Raw genomic sequence first — 16,832 nt, 5'->3', positions numbered from 1 at the left:
GCTTGGCAACTTCTGGCGCCGAAGCGCGAAGGTCCTCCGCATTGAAACTTTCTATCGAGCCGCCCTGCGCGCGCTGGTCAACATCGACCAGGAATAGATCGCGAGTGCCGTCCAGATCAGGACAAAGGCGACGGCCTGCGTGGTGCCGAACGGCTCGTTGAAGACCAGCACGGCGATCAGGAACACCATGGTCGGCGCGATATACTGCATGATGCCGATGGTGGAGAGCCGCAAAAGCTTGGCGCCGAACGCAAACAAAAGCAGCGGCACCGATGTGATCGGGCCGCAGCCGATCAGCAACGCCGTATCGGTGCCAGTGCTGGATATGATGTGATCCTGTCCGGTCGCAATCAAGTAGACGATATAGCTGAGAGCCGGCACGGACAGCAGAAGCACTTCGAGCAGAAAGCCCTGGCTTGGCCCGATCGGCAGCGTCTTGCGGAAGAAGCCGTAGGCGGCGAAGGAAAACGCCAATGCCAGCGACACCCAGGGCAACTTGCCGCCTTCGATTGTCAGCACCGCGACCGCAACCGCCGCAAGCACCACCGCAGCGATCTGCAAACGGTCGAGCCGCTCGCCCAGCAGCAGCGCGCCGACGACGACGCTGACCAGCGGATTGATGTAATAGCCGAGCGCGGTCTCGACGGTACGGTCGACGGCGATCGCCCAGACATAGATGCCCCAGTTGACCGAGATCAGCGCCGCCGTCAGCGCCGCCATGGCGATGGTGCGGGGCGAACGAATTGCCACCTTGAAGTCCGCCGTGCGGCCGGCCCAGACCAGAACCGCCGCAGCGATCGGCACGGACCAGACGACGCGATGCGCGATCACCTCGGCAAGCGGCAGATGCGCCACCGCCTTCATGTAGAAAGGCAGCAATCCCCAGAGCAGATAGGCACCCAGCGCCAGCAGGAAGCCGCGGCGGGCTTTTGAATCTGCGTCCAGAGCAATCGTTTCAGTCGCCATGGGCCAACGCTATGGCCCAGTAACCCTGGCAAGACCATCGCAAAGTTCTGATGGATCAATGGACTTTCGCTGATGGTTCAAACTTACTCGGCCGCAACAAGTCCCGCCATCTCGCGATTCTTCATCAGCTTGTAGACGATCGAATCCATCAGCGCCTGGAAGGAGGCGTCGATGATGTTTTCCGACACGCCGACCGTCCACCAGCGGGCGCCGGAGGAATCATGCGATTCGACGAGCACCCGGGTGATGGCCTCGGTGCCGCCATTGAGGATACGCACCTTGAAGTCGGCAAGCTCGAGATCGACGATCTCGTTCTGGTACTTGCCGAGATCCTTGCGCAGCGCGATGTCGAGCGCGTTGACCGGGCCATGTCCCTCGGCCACCGACATTTTCTCCTCGCCGTCGACCAGCACTTTCACGATCGCCTCGGACACCGTCTTCAACTGGCCATTGGCGTCGAAGCGACGCTCGACCATGCAGCGAAACGAGGTGACGTTGAAGAATTCGGGCAGGCCGTGCAGCATCTTGCGCGCCAGGAGCTCGAAGGACGCATCGGCGCCTTCATAGGCATAGCCTTCGGCCTCGCGCTCCTTGACGACCGCGATCAGCGCGTCGAGCCGGTGGTCGTCCCGGGGCACTTCGATGCCGCGCCGCTTCAGCTCGGCCAGGAAATTGGCCTTGCCGCCCTGGTCCGAGACCATGACGCGGCGGCGGTTGCCGACGGCTTGCGGCTCTACATGCTCATAGGTCGCCGGCTCCTTGGCCAGCGCGGAAGCATGGATGCCGGCCTTGGTGGCGAAGGCCGAGGCGCCAACATAGGGCGCCTGCGCTTCCGGCGCGCGGTTCAGCAATTCGTCGAAGGCGCGGGAAAGCCTCGAAATGCCGCTCAGAGCCTCGGCCGAAATGCCGGTCTCGAAGCGGTCGGCGAAAGCCGGCTTGAGCGCCAGCGTTGGCACGATGGAGATCAGATTGGCATTGCCGCAGCGCTCGCCGATGCCGTTCAGCGTGCCCTGGATCTGGCGCGCGCCCGCTTCGACCGCGGCGAGCGAATTCGCCACCGCCTGGCCGGTGTCGTCATGGGCGTGGATGCCGAGACGGTCGCCCGGAATGCCGGAGGCGATGACTTTCCCGACGATGCCGCGCACTTCCGAGGGCTGCGTGCCGCCATTGGTGTCGCACAATACCACCCAGCGTGCGCCGGCGTCATACGCCGTCCTTGCGCAGGCCAGCGCATAGTCCGGATTGGCCTTGAAGCCGTCGAAGAAATGCTCGCAGTCGACCATCGCTTCCTTGCCCGAAGCGACAGCGGCATCGACCGAAGCCTTGATGGCGTCGAGATTCTCCTCGTTCGTACAGCCAAGCGCGACGCGAACGTGATAATCCCAACTCTTGGCAACGAAGCAGATGGCGTCCGATTTCGACTGGACAAGCGCGGCAAGGCCCGGGTCGTTGGACGCCGACACCCCTGCCCGCTTGGTCATGCCGAAGGCGACGAATTTGGCCGTCGCCGTGCGCTTCTGCTGAAAGAATGCGGTGTCGGTCGGATTGGCGCCGGGATAACCGCCCTCGACATAGTCCATGCCGAATTCGTCAAGCAGTTTTGCGATCGCGATCTTGTCCTCGACCGAAAAGTCGATGCCCGGCGTCTGCTGGCCATCGCGCAGTGTGGTATCGAAAAGGAACAATCTTTGCTTTTTCATGGCAGTAGCTCGAAAGGTCGCGATCCTTCGCGCCCCCCTCTGTCCTGCCGGACATCTCCCCCACAAGGGGGGAGATCAGCAGCTTCGGCCCTGCCGCTTCTCCTGCAACGCTGGAGATTGGCGAAAGTCGAAGTGCAGTCTGATCTCCCCCCAAGTGGGGGAGATGTCCGGCAGGACAGAGGGGGGCGCCATAGGACATGAACCTGCACGGTTATTTCCCCGCAAACCGATCCGTAGCCCGGATCAACTGGTCGAGTATCCCCGGCTCCGAATAGGCGTGGCCGGCGCCCTCGATCAGGTGGAAATCCGCCTTGGGCCAGGCCTTGTGCAGCGCCCAGGCGTAGCGAGCCGGGCACGGCATGTCGTAGCGGCCATGGACGATGGTGCCTGGGATGTCCTTGAGCTTGTACGCGTCGCGCAGGAGCTGCCCCTCTTCCAGCCAGCCGGCGTGGACGAAATAGTGATTCTCGATGCGGGCGAAGGCGACGGCATAGTCGTCCTGCCCAAACGGACCGCTGGTTTCGGGCTCCGGCAGCAGCGTGATCGTCTCGCCTTCCCACAGGCTCCAGGCGCGAGCGGCCTCTATCTGTGCCTTGCGGTCCGAACCGACCAGCCTTTTGCGGTAGGCCGCCATCATGTCGCCGCGCTCGGCCTCGGGGATCGGTGCCAGGAAACGCTCCCACTTGTCGGGAAACATCTCGGAGACGCCGAACTGATAGTACCATTCGAGTTCTGCCCGGGTCAGCGTGTAGATGCCGCGCACCACCAGCTCGCTGACCCGATCGGGGTGGGTCTCGGCATAGGCGAGCGCCAGAGTCGAGCCCCAGGAGCCACCGAACACCAGCCATCTGTCGAAGCCGGCCATTTGGCGCAGGCGTTCGATGTCGGCGACGAGATGCCAGGTGGTGTTGGCTTCAAGCGAGGCGTTCGGCGTCGATTTTCCGCAGCCGCGCTGGTCGAACAGGATGACGTCGTAGAGCTTTGGATCGAACAGCCGCCGATGTTTCGGCGAGATAGTGCCGCCCGGGCCGCCATGCAGGAATACGGCCGGCTTTGCGCCCCTGGTGCCGGATCGCTCCCAATAGATGGTGTGGCCGTCGCCGACATCGAGCATGCCTGACTCGAATGGCTCGATCTCGGGATAGAGCGTGCGCAGAGAACCGGTGGCAATTGTCATAGTTTCAGGCCCTGCTGCGGCCAGTTGGCCGTCTCGTGGTCGGGATGCTGGAAGGAGATGATCTGCTCCTGCCGTGCGTAATAGTCGGGGTCGTCGTGGACCGGAGCCTCGAAGATTTTTTCCACCCAGGGAAGCCGGGCCGCATAGTTGACCTGAATCTGCGGCGCCAGATCCGATCGATCGTCGAAAGCGCCGATGGCAATCTCGAGCCCGCCGGGCTGGCGGTAGGTCAGCGGCGTGCCGCAGCGGGCGCAGAATCCTCGGTCGATATTGACCGAGGACTGGAAATAATGCGGCTCCTCATGGGTCCATTCGACGCCGTCCTTCGGCACGGTCACCAGCGCGCCGAAGATATTGCCGAACTGTTTCTGGCACATACGGCAATGGCAGATGGACGGGCGTCCGAGCCTGCCGTGGATGCGGAAGCGCACGGCCCCGCATTGGCAACCACCAGTTCGAACAGTCTCGGTCATGGTCTTTCCTCCGGCGGCCATTGGTCGGTGTCGTGGTCGGGATGCTGGTAGGAGACGAGCTCGGCGAGATAGGGGGCCGACCCCACGTCAGCCATCGTGTCCTCGCCCGGCAATTGCGGAATAGAATCCACATAAGGCAACTTTGCCTCCGTGCCCCATTGGATGATCGGCGCGATATCAGCCGGATCGTCGAAGGCGGCGATGGCGAGCGCCATGCCGTCGGGCGCCTCGAAGGTCAGCGGCGTGCCGCATTCGCCGCAGAAGCCGCGCCAGACGGCGTTGGAGGAGCGGAAGCGCTTGGGCTCACCGCGTGTCCAGTCGACCTTGGCGCCGCGCACCGAGACCAGCGGCAGGTAGAAATTGCCGCTCGCCTTCTGGCACATGCGGCAGTGGCAAATCGAGGCGTCGCCAAGCGCGCCCTCGACGCGGAAGCGCACCGCACCGCACTGGCAGCCGCCCGTATAGACCGGCCGGTTGTCGAGGCTCATCGCATCTCACTCCGGATCATGGCAGACCGCCTCGACATTGTTGCCGTCAGGATCGAAGACGAAGGCGCCATAATAATTGGGATGATAGTGCGAACGCGGGCCCGGCGCGCCATTGTCCTTGCCGCCGGCGGCAACCGCCGCGGCATGAAAGGCGTCGACTTCGGCACGGCTGCGCGCGGTGAAGGCGACGTGCTGGGCGGACTTTGGCTTTTCCGTTCCGGCACTCCGCCAGAACACCGGCCGGTCGCGGCCATAGCCGCCGACCTTTGCGCCACCGGTGTATTCCAACGGCACCATATAGAGCAGAGAGGCGCCAAGCGGCGCCATTGCCTTGTCGTAGAAAGCCTTCGAAGCGTCGAAATCGGCAACGGTGATGCCGAGATGATCGATCATGGAAATGCCTCCTCCCTTGCTGGTGCCGGCGCTTCGGCGTTGCCCAGGCCGGTTTCGATCATGATATGCTGGCAGACATTGTCGATATCGCGGATAACGTCGTCGTTCCAGAAACGCAGGATGGTCCAGCCGCTGCGCTTCAGATAGGCGGACCGCGCCTCATCGCGTTCCGCCCGGTCGACATTTGCATGCTGGCTGCCATCGACCTCGACGATCAAGCACTTTGCTGAACAAGCGAAATCAACAATGTAAGGCCCGATGGGCACCTGCCGACGAAAGCTCAATCCCATCAGCCGATGAACGCGCAACTCGTTCCAAAGCTTCAGCTCGGCGTCGGTCATGACGTGACGCATGGATTTTGCGTTCTTGCGCTGACGTGACGGAACAAGGTCGTGTCCCATCAATCACCCCTACACTGGCGATTGGCGAAAGCCGAAGTTACAGCCGATCTCCCCCCTTGCGGGGGAGATGCCCGGCAGGGCAGAGGGGGGTGCTGCCCCGCTATCCTGTCAACTGGAGGACGGCTTGCTTCCAGCGAATAGTCATCACCAAAGTGGGCAAACCGAAGCGTCGGTGATCCTTCCCACCCCCCTCTGTCCTGCCGGACATCTCCCCCGCAAGGGGGGAGATTGGCTGGCATCGGCGCTTTCGCCAACTGCCTGGGCATCGCCACCCTCACCGCTTGACCTCCCATGTCGTCAAGCGTTCGCCGGTGGCGGGATCCTTGCCATCCTTCAGCTGGACACCTTGCGCCAAAAGGTCGTCGCGGATGCGGTCGGCTTCGGCCCAGTTCTTGGCGGCAATCAATTCCAGGCGCCTGGCGATCGCCTTGTTGACTGCAGCCTCGTCGACCTTGGCTGCGCCGACGTCGAAGCCGAGGAAGAGAAGGGCTGCCTTCAGCGAAGCAGCGGCGGGGTTCTCACCCTTGCCGTCGAATTCGGCGGCCTCGTTCGCAAGCAGGGTCAAATGCTGGAAGGCGGCATAGGTGGCCAGATCATCCGAGAGTGCTTCCACGACCTTTGTCGGCAAATCGCCGGCCGCCGGGGCCAGGTCTGCCGCACGTTTCCATTTACGCAAAGTATTCTCCGCCTCCTCCAGCTTGCGCACGGAGAAATCGATCGGCTCGCGGTAATGCGTCATCAGCATCGCCAGCCGCAGAACCTCGCCCGGCCACGAGCGACCGCCAAAGGTCTCGGTCTCAAGCAAATCATGAATCGAGTAGAAATTGCCGAGGCTCTTCGACATCTTCTGCCCTTCCACCTGCAGGAAGCCATTGTGCATCCAGATGTTGGCCATGACATCGGTGCCGTGGGCGCAGCGCGACTGGGCGATCTCGTTCTCATGATGGGGGAAGATCAGATCGAGGCCACCACCATGGATGTCGAACACCTCGCCGAGATAGGCGGCCGACATTGCCGAGCATTCGATGTGCCAGCCCGGTCGCCCCCTGCCCCACGGGCTTTCCCAGCCCGGCTCTTCCTGGCTCGACAGTTTCCAAAGCACGAAATCGCCGGGGTTCTTCTTGTGCGCGTCGACGGCGATGCGGGCGCCGGCCTGCTGCTCGTCGAGATTGCGCTTCGACAATTGTCCGTAGTCCGGCATCGACGCCGTGTCGAACAGCACTTCGCCTGCCGCAACATAGGCATGGGCGCGTTTGATCAGGCTTTGAATCAAGGTGATCATGTCTGCCTTGCCATCGGCGCGGGGCTCGACGAATTCGGTGGCGCGCGGTTCGACCGTCGGCTCCAGGCAGCCGAGCGTGGCGACATCCCTGTGGAACTGGTCGGCGGTCTTTTCGGTCACGCGCCGGATGGCTTCGTTGAGCGACAATTTTCCGGCTGCAATCTCGCCGCCAAAATCGCGCAGCGCACGCGCGTTGATCTTGTCGTCGACGTCGGTGATGTTGCGCACATAGGTGACATGCGCCTGCCCGTAGACATGGCGCAGCAGACGGAACAGCACGTCGAAGACGATGACTGGCCTGGCATTACCGATATGGGCGAAATCGTAGACGGTCGGGCCGCAAACATACATGCGCACGTTCAGCGCATCGATCGGAACGAAGTCCGTCTTCGTGCGCGTCAGCGTGTTGTAGAGGCGCAGGCCCTTAAATGCGTCCGACATTCCATGCTTTCCCGGTTCAGAACTTCTTGTCTGGATGGAGCCAGCCCCGCGCCAAGGCGCAAATCAGGCTCCAGCCTGCTGGCCGGGGCGTTTGTCCAATCTAGGGAAAGATGAGGCGAAAACGTCCGGACCAGCACGAGGCTAGCCAATAATGCAAATGCCACAAATGGCGAAAGACGTTTTCATGGGCGGCTTTATCGCCTTGACCAGTGTTGCCGTCAAGCCGCTGATGCCAGCAAAAACGTCGCCAAGACTGACTATCGCGTCGCTCGATCACGCGGAATCAGGCAGTGAAACATTTTATTAAACATGTCGGCACAGTCATGAAACATTCCCCGGCTAGATCACAAAGCGTCACGATTTGGTCGGATTTCAACGGTCAAACGCAAACACGAAAACGTTACCTGGGAAGAGAAACATGCCTCGAAGCAAGCAAGACGCCAACCGCGCCAAGCAACCAGCACTTGCCAATCACTATCGCGCAATCGGTCCGGCCGCGATCGTCGCCGCCCTTCTTCACACCGCGAAGAAGAAGAAGCCCGCACAGAAGATCGTATCGCCTCGCGCTGCCTGAAGCAGTGCGCGGCCAGCGCAAAAGGCGCCTGGGAATTGGCGCCGAAATAAGGGTGCCAGGGCTGAGCTTCAAGCAGCTTGGGCTAAAATAGCGTCATCTGACTGTCATCAGCGCCGGGCTTCTGGCGCCTAGCCTTCTCGGGCACCGGCCCGATCTCGCCCCTCACCTGAATCTCCGGTCCGGTGTTGGCGACCTTGTTGACGAGGTCGGAGACGGGAATTGCCTCGAAGAAATCTGGCTGAACCGGCCGCAAGAGATCGGTAACGTCGCGCGGCTCCTGCGTGCGACAATCCAGCCAGCGGGCAAAGTCAGAGATATCGATCACCACCGGCATCCGGTCATGGATATGGGCGATGTCGGCGTTGGCGTTGACGGTCAGGATCGCGCCGGTGTCCATCTCCGAACCACCGGGCTCGGCATAGGTTTCGATCAAACCGGCAAAGGCGACCAACCCGCCATGCCGGGGCCGTATCCAGTAAGGCTGCCCCTTCTTGCCGTCTGTTTGCCGCCACTCGTAGAAGCCGGACGCCGGCACCAGAGCGCGGCGGTGGCGCATGGCGGCCTTGAACGAGGCCTTCTCGATTGCCCCTTCCGAGCGCGCGTTGAACAGCAGCGGAAACTCCCTGGTGTCCTTGACCCAAGCGGGAATGAGCCCCCAGCGCACCAGCATCGGGCGGCGATCCGGCAAGTTGGAGCCCGGCGCCCTCGGCGCGCCGGCGGTCGCCATCAGGACCGGCTGAGTCGGCGCGATGTTGTAGCGCACCGGAAAATCCTCGAGCTCCGTCATGCCCAGAAAGGCAGCGGTCTGGTCCGGCGTCGCAGTCAAGGCAAAACGTCCGCACATGATCGATAGCTCCTGCCTTGGAACGGTTCAGCCAGAAAGTGGCGATGGAATAGCCGCACTGCAACCGCTAAAGCTGTCTCATGGCGGCCGTCCACAGCGGGCTGCGGGCAATCGAACGGTCAGGGGCCATGAACGATACACGAAAGACGCTGCCGGCAGTCTCGGTCGCCGTGGTGCGCAACGACACCGTGCTGCTGGTGAAGCGGGCAAGGCAGCCTTCCCAGGGGCTGTATGCCTTTCCGGGCGGCAAGGTCGAGGCTGGCGAGACACTGGAGGATGCGGCTCGGCGCGAACTCATGGAGGAGACTGGTTTGCATGCCGCTGGTTTTCGCCCGCTTCGGGAAATCCATATCGACGGCAGAGACGACAGGCACCCGGTCGACTATCGCCTCACCGTCTTCGGCGCCGCCTATGCCGGCGGCGAGGCGGTGGCTAGTGACGATGCCGAGACAGCCGCCTTCTACACCCTCCGCGAGATGGCGGCGCTGCCGCTCGCCGGTTCGGTGCTTATGGTCGCGCAGGAGTTGCTCGGCCGTTCCGACAGCTCCTCTGAAAGTCGCTGAAAACCTCAAGAGTTGTTCTGGAAACGCCTTGCAGGCGACAAATTGTTTGGTCACATAGATTTATGAGCCGCTCTCCATTTCTCGTCGCTTTGTGCCTCGCCGTCGGCATGACACTGGCGGCGCGGCCTGCGTCGAGTGCCGAGGCGCCGTTCGAGCCCGGATTGATGCGGCTGGCCGAAATCCTGGGATCACTGCATTTCCTGCGCAATTTGTGCGGCGAGAAGGGCGACCAATGGCGTGTCGAGATGCAGAAGCTGATCGATTCGGAGAACCCGGATGCCGAGCGGCGCGCCCGCTTCATCGCCAGCTTCAACCGCGGCTATCGCTCCTTCGGGGGCACTTATACACGGTGTACAACGTCAGCCACGGAAGCCATCAGCCGCTACATGAAAGAAGGCGAGACGCTGTCGCGCGACATCGCCTCGCGCTATGGCAACTAGTGACACCGGCAGGAAGACCTGGAACGCATTCAATCTGGAATTGCGTGAAGCAAAGGTATCGGTTCTGCGGCTGCTGCTTGAGTCGATAAGGCAGTCTGGACGTCCATCAACAGATATTCTCGCCGCTGCGGGCGACGACAGCCATATCCGTCTTGTGCCATCAATGTCTTGGTGCAATCCTGATGTTGCACTTGTGCAACAGCGTTAATTAAACGTTACCGCACGGATGCGGAATTAACTCAAACTGAAGGTTTTCGCCCCGCAGGCCGGCCTAATCGGCTAAGTTTGATACGGGTTGAAACGCAGCTTCGCCAGACACAGTTGGCCCCTGTCAAAGACGATCAAAAAAATGTCGTATTTACAGAGACTTATTCGAGGCCGCGTGTGAACAGAACAGATCAAGCCTGATCCACACTGATGGGTTGCCGCTTGAAAGGGTGGACATCGCTTATGGAACATGCTGCCAATGACATCGACGCGCTGGTCAGGGAAGAAAAGCGCCTGACGGCGGTTGAGAGCCACAGCGAAGCCTGGGCGGAAGGCCTTTCGGCCGGCATCGAGCCCGAGATCATTGCCGAGGCGGCGCTTGAGACCGCATTCGGTGAGATGCTGCGCGCCAACGGCGAGACATCGGCGCTTGCCCTGCTCGACCGCATGCGTGAAAAGGTCATTGCTGGCGCCTTCGAACCCGAGCGGCTGCGGCACTGAACCGACGTCCGGTTCTTTGACGATGGAGTTCCGTTCGGGCACCATGCCCGTGAGCAGGAGATGCGGGCAGTGAATTTTCCGGTGTCAGGCAGGCCGAAGGGCTTGGTCCTCCACATCCGCTTTGCTGCTTGCTGCGCCGCCATCCCCCTGTTGATGTGCCTCGCAAGCAGCCCTGCCCATGCATTGAGCGAAATCCAGCACGAGGAGCTCCCCTCGCCGGTCATACCATCGGCGGACGACAATGTCTCACCGCCCGGCAGCGCCATTCCAATGCCCGACCCGGTGGGAACGCCTTCGACCAGGCAGCCGGCCGAACCGGACGCGGCAGAGCCCGACAGCCCTGCCGATAGCGGCTCCAACAGGCCGCGTGTCGATCCCGAGGCGCCCCCGCCGGAGGTGGTCTACGACCTCGGCAAGCTGCCCGAGCCGGTACGGCGCATGCATGACTTGATCATCGAAGCCTGCAAGAGCGGCGACATCGAGATGCTGAGGCCCATGATCGGCAAGGGCGACAGCATGACCCAGCTGTCGCTGACCGACATCGATGGCGATGCCGTCGCCTTCCTGAAAGGGCTCTCGGGCGACCCGGATGGCCAGGAGATCCTGGCCATTCTGGAGGAAGTGCTCAGTGCCGGTTATGTCCATGTCGACGCCGGGACACCGCAGGAACTCTATGTCTGGCCCTACTTCTTCGCGCTGCCGCTGGACAAGCTCGACGCCAAGCAACGGGTCGAGCTGTTCAAGATCGTCACCGCCGGTGATTTCGACGACATGAAGCAGTTCGGCGCCTATATCTTCTACCGCGTCGGCATCACGCCCGCCGGACAATGGTCCTTCTTCGTCGCCGGCGACTGAGCTTGTAGTCCGTCTGTTTGTGGGAAGACTGTGCGAAGCTCAGGAGCCAGTTCGCTCATACAGATCGTGGGCGCTATTGTTTGAGCGGGCCGGCAGGTTCTTTCGGTGATGGCGGAATCCTAGCCGGCAGTTAAAAAAGGATGCCGTGACCGAATTCGTTGGCGAGATTCTGGATAAGCAGCTTTCGCGCGCCGTAAGCCGGGTTTGATCGCCAAAGCGCCAATTGCGCTCGTACAACGCAAATGCTTCCTCGGCAGGATCGGGCGTGCAGGATCACGGCTCCACAAGAGCGCTTGCAGCTCTGGGAACGCGGCCGGGTCAATCATGGCGTGATATGTGCGATCACAATGTCCCTGATATAGTGCAGAACGCTTAAAAATCAAAGACGTGACGCAGCGCCGATGATTGACCTAACCCGGCAGCGCCTCGGAAAACTCCACCGCCCTGCCCTGGCCGGGCGCAGCGATTTCGCCTTCCCACATGACGCGTCGACCACGAATGATGGTGCCGACCGGCCAGCCGGTGACTTGCTTGCCCTCATAAGGCGTCCAGCCAGCCTTCGAACCGGCCTGCGCATTGGTGATGGTCTCGCGCCGCTTCATGTCGACGATGGTGAAGTCGGCATCGTAGCCCGCAGCGATGCGCCCCTTTCTGGCCATGCCGAAGATTCGCTGCGGACCATGGCTCGAGAGGTCGACGAAGCGCTGCAGGGTCAGGCGCCCAGCATTGACGTGGTCGAGCATGATCGGCACCAGGGTCTGCACGCCGGTCATCCCCGAGGGCGAGGCCGGATAGGGTTTTGCCTTCTCGGCAAGCTTATGCGGGGCGTGGTCGGAGCCAAGCACGTCGACAATGCCTTGTGCGATGCCATGCCAGACGCCGTCGCGGTGGCGCGCGGCACGCACCGGCGGGTTCATCTGGATCAGCGTGCCGAGCCGGGCATAGTCGTCGGCACTCAGCGTCAAATGGTGCGGCGTCGCCTCGCAGGTCGCGACGTCCTTGTGCTGCTCAAGGAACAATATTTCCTCCGCGGTCGAGATATGCAGGACGTGGATGCGGGCGCGAACGTTGCGCGCGATGTGCACCAGGCGTTCCGTGCAGCGCAAGGCCGCGATCTCGTCACGCCAGACCGGATGCGAAGACGGGTCGCCCTCGATGCGTAAGCCCAGACGCTCGCGCAGCCGGAACTCGTCCTCGGAATGGAAAGCGGCCCGGCGGCGAGTATTCCTCAGGATCGAGGCGACACCTTCGTCGTCCTCGACCAGCAGATCGCCGGTGGACGACCCCATGAAGACCTTTATTCCGGCCGCGCCCGGCAACCGCTCGAGCTCGCCGACATCCCTGGCGTTGTCGCGGGTGCCGCCGACCCAAAACGCAAAATCGCAATGCATGCGGCCACTGCCGCGCCGGACCTTGTCGGCAAGCGTTGTATCGCTGGTGGTCAACGGGTTGGTGTTGGGCATTTCGAACACGGCAGTGACACCGCCAAGCACCGCCGCGCGTGAGCCCGTTTCCAGGTCCTCCTTGTGCTCCAGTCCGGGTTCACGAAAATGCACCTGGCTGTCGATGACGCCCGGCAGGATGTGCAGGCCCCGGCAGTCGATGGTCTCGCCCGCCGAAGCCTGGTGGAGATCGCCGATGGCGGCGATGCGCCCATTCTTCACGCCAATGTCGCGCGCCCCCTCGCCGTCATGGTTGACCACGATGCCGCCTGTCAGGATGAGGTCGTAGGTGTTGGCCATGCTGATCGATCTCTTGCGGGGGGAGTGCCAGCGGCTTACGTAATGGCCAACCGTTTTGCAAGATCAGGCTTTTATCCGCCCCATGCCCTTTGCCCAGCTGAAAGATCGCGCGCTCATCTCCGTCTCCGGCCCGGATGCCGAACACTTTCTGCAAAATATCCTGACCACCGATCTCGACACGCTTGGCGACGGCGAAGCTAAGCCCGGCGCGCTTCTGGCGCCGCAAGGCAAGATCCTGTTCGACTTCCTGATCTCGCGCGCCGGCGAAAACGCCTTCCGGCTCGAATGCCGTGCCGCCATTTCAGATGATTTCGTTCGCCGGCTGATACTCTACAAGCTCCGCGCCAAGGTCGAAATTGCCAAGCTGGAACAGGCGCTTGTCACTCTTGTCTGGGGAATGGAGTCAATCGCTTCACAAAATGATTCAACAGCAGTTGCCGACAGGCGCTTTCGCGATGAACCCGTCACGCGCTCCTATGCCGACGCTGCGGAAACCGGCGACATCGCCGCATGGCAAGCCTTTCGCACCGCCCACGGCATTGCCGAAAGCGGCGCCGATTATGTGTTGGGCGAGGCCTTCCCGCATGACGTGCTGCTCGACGAACTGGGCGGCGTCGGCTTCAAGAAGGGCTGCTATATAGGCCAGGAAGTCGTCTCGCGCATGCAACATCGCGGCACGGCCAGGCGGCGTGTGCTGATTGTCGAGGGCAGGCTTCCGCTGCCAGTTGCGGGCACCGAACTGACCGTCGAAGGACGGCCCGTCGGCACGCTCGGCTCGAGTGCCGGCACAACGGGGCTTGCCATCGCCCGCATCGACAGGGTCAAGGCAGCGATGGATGTTGGCCAGCCGATCCTGGCGGATGATGTCCCAGTGACGCTGACCATCCCCGGCTGGGCCAACTTCACCTTCCCGCAGGAAGCCGTCAGCGCGGAGGAAGCCTGATGGCGGCAGACCGCACCGGCGCGCCGCCACGCGCCTGGCAGCGCATGCTGTCCGGCCGCCGGCTTGACCTGCTAGACCCCTCGCCGCTCGACATAGAGATTTCGGATATTGCCCACGGGCTCGCCCGTGTCGCCCGATGGAATGGCCAGACCAGGGGGGAGCATGCCTTTTCGGTCGCCCAGCATTCGCTGTTGGTCGAGGCCCTGTTCAACGAACTGGTACCCCAGGCTTCGGCCGCCGACCGGCTGGCGGCGCTGCTGCACGATGCGCCTGAATATGTCATCGGTGACATGATCTCACCGTTCAAATCGGTGATGGGCGGCAGCTACAAGGACTGCGAATTGCGTCTGCAGCGCGCCATCCATCTGCGCTTCTCGCTGCCTCCTGAACCGGCGGCGGCGCTGCGCAAGGAGATCAAGCGCGCGGACCAGATCGCCGCCTATTTCGAGGCGACACTGCTCGCTGGTTTCTCATCCGCCGAGGCGGCCGAATTCTTCGGTCGCCCGCGCGGTTTTTCCGCCGAGCGCTTCGATTTCACCCCACGCTCGGTGACCTCGGCGCAGAATGCCTTCCTGAAGCGGTTTTCGGCGCTCGATAGATCGCGGCACCAGGTTCCGACGTCAGCGGTAGGGTAGAAAACGCTAAATTAACCGGAACGGATAACAGTGCGGTGTTCGGTCACGCACCGCAGGCGCGCCACATGCCCGTCGTGGATGTCAAGGATGGTTCGGTCGTCCCGGAGCGGGCAGCCGAAGGCGTGGAGCGCTCGCGCCGCATGGAAGACGAACTGCGCGAACAGAACGAACGTTTTTCAGCCGCGGTCGAGAACATGTCGCATGGCCTGTGCATGTTCGATGCCGATGAGCGCATGATCATCTGCAACGGCAACTACATCAACATCTTCCGTCTCGACGCCAAGGTGATGCGGCCAGGAATCCGTTTCATCGACATCCTGCAGCACAGCGTCGACATCGGCGTCGCCTCGCAAAGTGCCGATGAACTCTACGCCATCCGCAAGCCCTATATCGACCAGGCAAAACCCTCGACCTACGAAGAGACGCTGTCGGATGGCCGCATCATCAGCATCTCGCACCGCCCGCTGGCCCCGGGCGGCTGGGTCTCGATCTACGAGGACATCACCGAACAGCGGCGCGCAGAGCAGGATCTCAAGGAGCAGCATCGCCGTTTCGACGCCGCACTCGCCAACATGTCGCAGGGCCTGATGATGTACGACGCCGCCGGCAAGCTGATCGTGCGTAACGGGCGTTTCCTGGAACTCTACAACGTCACCGCGGCGGATTTCCCACTTGGAACGACGCATCGCGACGCGCTGGAACGCTTGCTGGAACTCGGCATCTACAGGAAGATCGACGTCGACAGCGAGGTCGCCAAGACCGAAGCCTGCCGGCGGGCGGGGAAAAAGCATTCGGCCTATCGGCATCTTACCGACGGCAGGACGATTCTGGTCACACGCCAGCCGATGAGCGGCGGCGGGTGGGTGGCGACCTTCGACGACGTTACCGAACGCCGCCGTACCGAAGAGCGCATGACCCATCTTGCGCATCACGACACGCTGACCGGACTGCCCAACCGCTCGATGTTTCGCGAACGGCTCGACCTGGCGCTCGAGGACGTGACGGCCACGCCGCTGGCGATCTTCTCGCTCGATCTCGACCGCTTCAAGGCGGTCAACGATACATGGGGACATCCCGCCGGCGACTGGCTGCTGAAAAGCGTCGCCGAGAGGCTGCAGGGTTGCCTGCGCAATGAAACAGACATCGTCGCCCGCTTCGGCGGCGACGAGTTCGTCATCATGCAGTTCCACTTCAAGAGCATCGGCGATGCTGAAAAGCTGGCGAAGCGCATCGTCGAGGCAATCGCAAAACCGTTTCGCGACAAGAGCCGTGACATGCATGTCGGGATCAGCCTGGGCATCGCCGTTTTCCCCGACGACGGCAGGGACGCCGATACGCTGCTGAAAAACGCCGATACGGCGCTCTATCGGGCGAAGAGCGAGGGGCGCAACCTTTATCGCTTCTTCGAACCCGGAATGGACGCCATGGTGCAAGCCCGCCGGGCGCTTGAAGTCGACCTCGAGACCGCGCTGCCACGCCAGGAATTCGATCTCGACTTTCAGCCTATCATGAACATCGCCTCCGGCGACATCATCGGCGCGGAGGCGTTGATGCGCTGGCATTCGCCGGCGCGCGGCACTGTCGCTCCGGATCAATTCATCCCGGTCGCCGAAGAAACCGGACTGATCGTGCCGCTTGGCGAGTGGGCCTTGAGGACGGCCTGTGCGGCTGCGGCAAGCTGGCCTCCCGGCTTGCGCATTGCCGTCAATGTCTCGGCCGTGCAGCTCAAAAGCGGCAGGTTTGCCCGCGGCGTCATCTCGGCCCTGGCCTTTTCCGAGGTGCCGGCCAGCCAGTTGGAACTGGAAATCACCGAAACCGTGCTGATGGATGAGAGCAAAGCCGTGCTGAAGACGCTACGGCAGTTGCGCGAACTCGGCATCCGCATCGCGCTCGATGATTTCGGCACCGGCTATTCCTCGCTCGGCTACCTCAGGCGTTTCCCGGTCGACAAGATCAAGATCGACCGCTCTTTCATTCGCGACATGGGCAATCGCGATACGGCGGCGATCGTTCGCACCATCATCGCGCTCGGCACCGAGCTTGGCATTGTTGTCACGGCAGAGGGCGTCGAGACCGAGGTGCAACTCGACATGCTGCGCGAGAATGGCTGCGTCGAAGCGCAGGGATATCTGATCGGCGTGCCGGCAAAGGCGGCGGCCATCCGTCGTCTGCTGAAATCGCGTGCGCTACACAGCCAAACCGGCTGA

The 16,832-nt window shown here is 62.3% G+C and carries 19 protein-coding genes and 1 pseudogene; 9 read left to right on the top strand and 11 right to left on the bottom strand.

Annotated elements, in window-relative coordinates:
• Nucleotides 1–51: 51 nt before the first annotated feature.
• The 8 genes from rarD to cysS form a co-directional block, all read right to left on the bottom strand.
• Nucleotides 52–966, bottom strand: a complete 915-nt coding sequence (rarD, locus tag FJW03_RS04790) for an EamA family transporter RarD (protein WP_140767400.1) — start codon at nucleotides 964–966, stop codon at nucleotides 52–54.
• A gap of 83 nt (nucleotides 967–1,049) precedes the next feature.
• Nucleotides 1,050–2,666: a citramalate synthase gene (gene cimA / locus FJW03_RS04785; protein ID WP_140767399.1), complete on the bottom strand. Its 1,617-nt coding sequence runs from the start codon at nucleotides 2,664–2,666 to the stop codon at nucleotides 1,050–1,052.
• A gap of 211 nt (nucleotides 2,667–2,877) precedes the next feature.
• Complete coding sequence (gene pip / locus FJW03_RS04780; RefSeq protein WP_140767510.1) at nucleotides 2,878–3,843, bottom strand: prolyl aminopeptidase; 966 nt, start codon at nucleotides 3,841–3,843, stop codon at nucleotides 2,878–2,880.
• On the bottom strand, nucleotides 3,840–4,316 hold the full coding sequence (locus FJW03_RS04775) for a GFA family protein (RefSeq protein ID WP_140767511.1): 477 nt from the start codon (nucleotides 4,314–4,316) through the stop codon (nucleotides 3,840–3,842). The genes pip and FJW03_RS04775 overlap by 4 nt, the downstream gene beginning before the upstream one ends.
• On the bottom strand, nucleotides 4,313–4,804 hold the full coding sequence (locus FJW03_RS04770; RefSeq protein ID WP_140698111.1) for a GFA family protein: 492 nt from the start codon (nucleotides 4,802–4,804) through the stop codon (nucleotides 4,313–4,315). The genes FJW03_RS04775 and FJW03_RS04770 overlap by 4 nt, the downstream gene beginning before the upstream one ends.
• 6 nt (nucleotides 4,805–4,810) lie before the next feature.
• A complete protein-coding gene (locus FJW03_RS04765) occupies nucleotides 4,811–5,197 on the bottom strand; it encodes a VOC family protein (protein ID WP_140767512.1) in 387 nt (128 codons plus the stop codon).
• A complete protein-coding gene (locus tag FJW03_RS04760) occupies nucleotides 5,194–5,598 on the bottom strand; it encodes an endonuclease domain-containing protein (RefSeq protein WP_140767513.1) in 405 nt (134 codons plus the stop codon). The genes FJW03_RS04765 and FJW03_RS04760 overlap by 4 nt, the downstream gene beginning before the upstream one ends.
• A gap of 274 nt (nucleotides 5,599–5,872) precedes the next feature.
• On the bottom strand, nucleotides 5,873–7,321 hold the full coding sequence (gene cysS / locus FJW03_RS04755) for a cysteine--tRNA ligase (protein ID WP_140766953.1): 1,449 nt from the start codon (nucleotides 7,319–7,321) through the stop codon (nucleotides 5,873–5,875).
• A 166-nt stretch (nucleotides 7,322–7,487) separates the two neighbouring features.
• Between cysS and FJW03_RS04750 the strand changes: the two genes are divergently transcribed.
• Both FJW03_RS04750 and FJW03_RS04745 read left to right on the top strand, forming a co-directional pair.
• Nucleotides 7,488–7,628: a hypothetical protein gene (locus FJW03_RS04750; RefSeq protein ID WP_181173354.1), complete on the top strand. Its 141-nt coding sequence runs from the start codon at nucleotides 7,488–7,490 to the stop codon at nucleotides 7,626–7,628.
• 111 nt (nucleotides 7,629–7,739) lie between these two features.
• Nucleotides 7,740–7,895: a hypothetical protein gene (locus FJW03_RS04745; RefSeq protein WP_140612825.1), complete on the top strand. Its 156-nt coding sequence runs from the start codon at nucleotides 7,740–7,742 to the stop codon at nucleotides 7,893–7,895.
• Nucleotides 7,896–7,977: 82 nt separating this feature from the next.
• On the opposite strand, the gene FJW03_RS04740 is transcribed toward FJW03_RS04745, so the two are convergent.
• The gene (locus tag FJW03_RS04740) at nucleotides 7,978–8,739 is read right to left on the bottom strand and encodes an SOS response-associated peptidase (RefSeq protein ID WP_140766952.1); all 762 of its coding nucleotides are present in this window, start codon (nucleotides 8,737–8,739) and stop codon (nucleotides 7,978–7,980) included.
• Nucleotides 8,740–8,867: 128 nt separating this feature from the next.
• Here FJW03_RS04740 and FJW03_RS04735 point away from each other — a divergent pair, with 128 nt between their 5' ends.
• From FJW03_RS04735 to FJW03_RS04720, 4 genes are all read left to right on the top strand, one after another.
• Complete coding sequence (locus tag FJW03_RS04735) at nucleotides 8,868–9,302, top strand: NUDIX hydrolase (protein ID WP_140612823.1); 435 nt, start codon at nucleotides 8,868–8,870, stop codon at nucleotides 9,300–9,302.
• Nucleotides 9,303–9,364: 62 nt separating this feature from the next.
• The gene (locus FJW03_RS04730; protein WP_140612822.1) at nucleotides 9,365–9,742 is read left to right on the top strand and encodes a TIGR02301 family protein; all 378 of its coding nucleotides are present in this window, start codon (nucleotides 9,365–9,367) and stop codon (nucleotides 9,740–9,742) included.
• Between the two features lie 450 nt (nucleotides 9,743–10,192).
• A complete protein-coding gene (locus FJW03_RS04725) occupies nucleotides 10,193–10,450 on the top strand; it encodes a hypothetical protein (protein WP_015318556.1) in 258 nt (85 codons plus the stop codon).
• 69 nt (nucleotides 10,451–10,519) lie between these two features.
• On the top strand, nucleotides 10,520–11,305 hold the full coding sequence (locus FJW03_RS04720) for a hypothetical protein (protein ID WP_181173353.1): 786 nt from the start codon (nucleotides 10,520–10,522) through the stop codon (nucleotides 11,303–11,305).
• 130 nt (nucleotides 11,306–11,435) lie between these two features.
• Here FJW03_RS04720 and FJW03_RS30190 read toward each other — a convergent pair.
• Nucleotides 11,436–11,631: pseudogene (locus FJW03_RS30190) on the bottom strand (hypothetical protein).
• A gap of 84 nt (nucleotides 11,632–11,715) precedes the next feature.
• The gene (locus FJW03_RS04715) at nucleotides 11,716–13,047 is read right to left on the bottom strand and encodes a dihydroorotase (protein ID WP_140766951.1); all 1,332 of its coding nucleotides are present in this window, start codon (nucleotides 13,045–13,047) and stop codon (nucleotides 11,716–11,718) included.
• An 82-nt stretch (nucleotides 13,048–13,129) separates the two neighbouring features.
• Between FJW03_RS04715 and FJW03_RS04710 the strand changes: the two genes are divergently transcribed.
• The 3 genes from FJW03_RS04710 to FJW03_RS04700 all read left to right on the top strand — a co-directional run bounded on the left by FJW03_RS04710 (nucleotide 13,130) and on the right by FJW03_RS04700 (nucleotide 16,832).
• The gene (locus FJW03_RS04710) at nucleotides 13,130–13,990 is read left to right on the top strand and encodes a YgfZ/GcvT domain-containing protein (RefSeq protein ID WP_140766950.1); all 861 of its coding nucleotides are present in this window, start codon (nucleotides 13,130–13,132) and stop codon (nucleotides 13,988–13,990) included.
• Nucleotides 13,990–14,625, top strand: coding sequence for a YfbR-like 5'-deoxynucleotidase (locus FJW03_RS04705; RefSeq protein ID WP_140612818.1), 636 nt, complete (start codon nucleotides 13,990–13,992; stop codon nucleotides 14,623–14,625). Before FJW03_RS04710 ends, FJW03_RS04705 begins: the two co-directional genes overlap by 1 nt.
• A 65-nt stretch (nucleotides 14,626–14,690) precedes the next feature.
• The gene (locus FJW03_RS04700) at nucleotides 14,691–16,832 is read left to right on the top strand and encodes a putative bifunctional diguanylate cyclase/phosphodiesterase (protein ID WP_140766949.1); all 2,142 of its coding nucleotides are present in this window, start codon (nucleotides 14,691–14,693) and stop codon (nucleotides 16,830–16,832) included.

This window comes from Mesorhizobium sp. B4-1-4, assembly GCF_006439395.2.
In the GTDB taxonomy this organism is placed as follows: Bacteria; Pseudomonadota; Alphaproteobacteria; order Rhizobiales; family Rhizobiaceae; genus Mesorhizobium.
The sequence above is the reverse complement of the archived record's forward strand: the minus strand, read 5'-3'. Positions and strand labels throughout refer to the sequence as shown.

Coding starts and splice junctions, on each gene's coding strand:
- FJW03_RS04715 (WP_140766951.1), bottom strand. CDS start 13,047: ATGGCCAACACCTACGACCTCATCCTGACAGGCGGCATCGTGGTCAAC.
- FJW03_RS04770 (WP_140698111.1), bottom strand. CDS start 4,804: ATGAGCCTCGACAACCGGCCGGTCTATACGGGCGGCTGCCAGTGCGGT.
- FJW03_RS04710 (WP_140766950.1), top strand. CDS start 13,130: ATGCCCTTTGCCCAGCTGAAAGATCGCGCGCTCATCTCCGTCTCCGGC.
- FJW03_RS04725 (WP_015318556.1), top strand. CDS start 10,193: ATGGAACATGCTGCCAATGACATCGACGCGCTGGTCAGGGAAGAAAAG.
- cimA (WP_140767399.1), bottom strand. CDS start 2,666: ATGAAAAAGCAAAGATTGTTCCTTTTCGATACCACACTGCGCGATGGC.
- FJW03_RS04745 (WP_140612825.1), top strand. CDS start 7,740: ATGCCTCGAAGCAAGCAAGACGCCAACCGCGCCAAGCAACCAGCACTT.
- FJW03_RS04750 (WP_181173354.1), top strand. CDS start 7,488: ATGGCGAAAGACGTTTTCATGGGCGGCTTTATCGCCTTGACCAGTGTT.
- rarD (WP_140767400.1), bottom strand. CDS start 966: ATGGCGACTGAAACGATTGCTCTGGACGCAGATTCAAAAGCCCGCCGC.
- pip (WP_140767510.1), bottom strand. CDS start 3,843: ATGACAATTGCCACCGGTTCTCTGCGCACGCTCTATCCCGAGATCGAG.
- FJW03_RS04760 (WP_140767513.1), bottom strand. CDS start 5,598: ATGGGACACGACCTTGTTCCGTCACGTCAGCGCAAGAACGCAAAATCC.
- FJW03_RS04735 (WP_140612823.1), top strand. CDS start 8,868: ATGAACGATACACGAAAGACGCTGCCGGCAGTCTCGGTCGCCGTGGTG.
- FJW03_RS04765 (WP_140767512.1), bottom strand. CDS start 5,197: ATGATCGATCATCTCGGCATCACCGTTGCCGATTTCGACGCTTCGAAG.
- FJW03_RS04705 (WP_140612818.1), top strand. CDS start 13,990: ATGGCGGCAGACCGCACCGGCGCGCCGCCACGCGCCTGGCAGCGCATG.
- FJW03_RS04730 (WP_140612822.1), top strand. CDS start 9,365: ATGAGCCGCTCTCCATTTCTCGTCGCTTTGTGCCTCGCCGTCGGCATG.
- cysS (WP_140766953.1), bottom strand. CDS start 7,321: ATGTCGGACGCATTTAAGGGCCTGCGCCTCTACAACACGCTGACGCGC.
- FJW03_RS04775 (WP_140767511.1), bottom strand. CDS start 4,316: ATGACCGAGACTGTTCGAACTGGTGGTTGCCAATGCGGGGCCGTGCGC.
- FJW03_RS04740 (WP_140766952.1), bottom strand. CDS start 8,739: ATGTGCGGACGTTTTGCCTTGACTGCGACGCCGGACCAGACCGCTGCC.
- FJW03_RS04700 (WP_140766949.1), top strand. CDS start 14,691: ATGCCCGTCGTGGATGTCAAGGATGGTTCGGTCGTCCCGGAGCGGGCA.